This is a genomic window from Kitasatospora sp. NPDC091257 (assembly GCF_044757675.1).
In the GTDB taxonomy this organism is placed as follows: domain Bacteria; phylum Actinomycetota; class Actinomycetes; order Streptomycetales; family Streptomycetaceae; genus Kitasatospora; species Kitasatospora lactacystinica.
Map to the genome: position 1 here is coordinate 1 of NZ_JBIVVI010001156.1, position 2,852 is coordinate 2,852.

Genomic DNA, 2,852 nt, shown 5'->3' on the forward strand with positions numbered 1-2,852 from the left:
CCCCCTCACCATCACCTCCTCCCCGGACGGCGGCCTCGCCTACGTCGCCGGCGTCGTCTCCTCCACCGTCGACGTCATCGACCTGGCCACCCTCACCCCCGTCTCCCGCCTGACCGTCCCCAGGCTCGCCGACCCGGGCGCCCACGGCCTGGCCTACCTCCCCCGCGCCGAGTGAACCCCCGCGCGGCCGCGAGGTGACCGCCGGGCAGCCGCCGTCCGGTCGTGGTGGACCGGCGGCCGCCCGGCGGCCGCGCCGCGTCATGATTCCGGTGACCGGGTCACCACCGGCCACCCCTTGGACGACACCCCTGGAGGGAAGACCGATGCGCTCTCGCAGCCTCGGACCTGACGGACGGTCCGCCAGTGCGCTCTGTCTCGGCGCGATGACCTTCGGCACCACCGCGACGACCTGGTGCTCGCCACCAAGGCCGGCGCCCGCCCGGTGCCCGGGCTGCCCTTCCCCGAACACGTCGAGGGCCTGTCCGCCCGCGCGCTGCGCGAGGCCGCGGACGGCAGCCTGCGCCGCCTCGGCACCGACCGACTGGACCTGTACTACGCGCACGTGACCGACCCGGCGACGCCGCTCGAAGAGACCATGGGCGCCTTCGCCGGGCTGGTCGCCGACGGCAAGGTCACCGCCCTCGGCTGCAGCAGCCACCGCGCCGCCGACCTGGCTGTCGCCAACGACCTCGCCGCCGAACGGAGTTGGCCCGGCTAGCGGTGCGTCCAGCAGCGCCACAGCTACCTGCGGCCGCGGCCCGGCGCGGACTTCGGCATCCAGAGGCACGCCGACGAGGCCCTGCTCTCCCTCCTCGCGGCCCGGCCGTCGCTGACACTGCTCGCCTACTCCCCGCTGCTCGGCGGCTCGTACTGCCGCCCCGACCGGCCGCTGCCCGAGCAGTACGGGTGGCCGGCGGCGCGGGCGCAGCCGGCCGCGCCGGCAGAGGTGGCCGAGGAGACCGGCGCCACCGTCAACCAGGTGGTGCTCGCCTGGCTGATCGGCCACCCCGTCCCGACCGTGCCGGTGCTCGGCGTCGGCTCCGTCGCCCAACTGGACGAGAGCCTGGCCGCATTGGACCTCGTCCTCGACGAGGAGCAGCGCCGACGGCTGGACACCGCGGCCTGACCCTCCGCCCCGCCGTCGGGGCCTGTCGTGCGGGACAAGCCCCGGCCCGCGCCGACCGACCGCGCCCCGTCCGCGCCCCAGGCCGGGGGCGCGGTCCGCACCCCAGGCCGGGGGCGCGCTCCGTGCCAAGTTCGCGGTTTTCCACGATGCCCGAGCGTGGTGGTCGCGTGCCAGTCTGTGACCACCACCGCACCCCACGGCCGGGCCGGGGCGGGACCGATCCGCCACCGGTGACCGGCCGTTCACGTGGAACATCAGGAGGGATTTGTCATGAACAGGCGAATTCGCGTGGCTTCGCTCTGCGCCACTCTCGCCGCCGCGGTTCTCGTCGGCGGCACCGCCCAGGCCTACGCCGCCGCGGCCTCCCCCGCCCCGGCGCACGCCGCCGCGACGCCCGCCGTCCAGGAAGGCGCCTCGACGCAGGCGATCGAGATCTGGCGCTACGCCGGCCGGTACGAATCGTTCGTCGCGGCGCAGGCGGCCTACTGGGTGCTCTACGGCCTCGGAAGCGCCATCAAGGACAAGATCGAGCAGGTCGTGGTCGACGGCGCGTACCGGTGGGACCTCTACATCCAGTGAGTCCCCCGGCGCCGGCACGAGCCGTGACGCCCTCCGGATGGAAACAAGGCGAGCGTGAGACACGTCCGCTCGCCCGGCCTCGAAGAGAGTTGGTAGACCCATGCAGCGTACGACGTCCATCACCGGTCTGGGCCGCACGGCCGCCGGCGCCCTCACCGCCCTGCTGATGGCGGCCGGAGCGGTCGCCCTCGCCCCGTCCGCCCAGGCCGCGGCCGGACAGACCGGGCCGCAGGCGTCCGCGGCGCAGCGCCCGGCCGCCGAGAGCGAGTCGGCGAGCGTGCCGCGGATCACCGCGGACCGTTCCACGAAGGTCACCCTCTCCAACAACAGCGGGTCCGGCCTGACCAAGACGTGGGAGAAGCTCGACCACGGCTGCTGGACGAACGACATGCTGCCGTCCGACTACGTCCCCAACACCAAGTCGGCCAGCTGGCAGAGCGAGTCCTGCGGCTTCGCGACCGGGACCGAGGGGAACATCACCTACACGCTCGCCGACGGTGGCGAGGTCAAGCTGCACTGGAACAACCCCTACTGGGGCAGCAACGACTACAGCTGCTCCGTCCCGTACGGGTACACCTGCTCCCGGAGCGGTGGCAGCGGGGACAACACCTCGGTGACGTTCAGCATCGGGCGCGCGTCCCTGGCCGCCGTGTCCCCGGCCGCCGCGGAGTCGCCCAGCCTCCTCTCCGCCGCCCGGAGCACGTCCGTCAACCTGACCAACAACTCCGGCAAGCTGCTCACCCGCTCCGGCGCGAGCCTGCAGTGGGGGATCTGGTCCGACGGCGGGATGCCCCCGTCCATGGTCCAGTCCGGTATCACCGCGAAGTGGGCGAGCGAGTCGGACGGCTTCATGACCGGCACGGAGGGCGACGTGACCTTCGACGTGCTCGGGGAGCAGAACAAGGTGAAGGTGCACTGGAACAACCCCTACACGGGCAGCAACAGCTACAGCTGCGACGCCCCGGCCGGGTACAAGTGCACCTGGCAGGGGGGCGGCGGTGACAACGCCGCGGTCTCCTTCACCCTGTCGAAGTCCTGATCGCACCGCATGAACCGGCGCCGCCCCCGTCCGGGCCGGGTGCACCCGCGCCCCGGGCGGGGGCGGCGCGCTCCCCGGCCCGCCGCGGGTCCGGCCCCGCTCCGGACC

The 2,852-nt window shown here is 73.8% G+C and carries 2 protein-coding genes and 1 pseudogene; all 3 read left to right on the forward strand.

All coding sequences use genetic code 11. The features are described from left to right. Nucleotides 1–442: 442 nt before the first annotated feature. The 3 genes and pseudogenes from ACIQOV_RS35725 to ACIQOV_RS35735 all read left to right on the forward strand — a co-directional run bounded on the left by ACIQOV_RS35725 (nucleotide 443) and on the right by ACIQOV_RS35735 (nucleotide 2,744). A pseudogene (locus ACIQOV_RS35725) lies at nucleotides 443–1,126 on the forward strand (aldo/keto reductase). A gap of 270 nt (nucleotides 1,127–1,396) precedes the next feature. Then, nucleotides 1,397–1,705, forward strand: coding sequence for a hypothetical protein (locus tag ACIQOV_RS35730; RefSeq protein WP_401054986.1), 309 nt, complete (start codon nucleotides 1,397–1,399; stop codon nucleotides 1,703–1,705). A 100-nt stretch (nucleotides 1,706–1,805) separates the two neighbouring features. Then, nucleotides 1,806–2,744 (forward strand): aegerolysin family protein, encoded by a 939-nt coding sequence (locus tag ACIQOV_RS35735; RefSeq protein WP_401054987.1) that lies wholly within the window; start codon nucleotides 1,806–1,808, stop codon nucleotides 2,742–2,744. Nucleotides 2,745–2,852 lie beyond the last annotated feature (108 nt).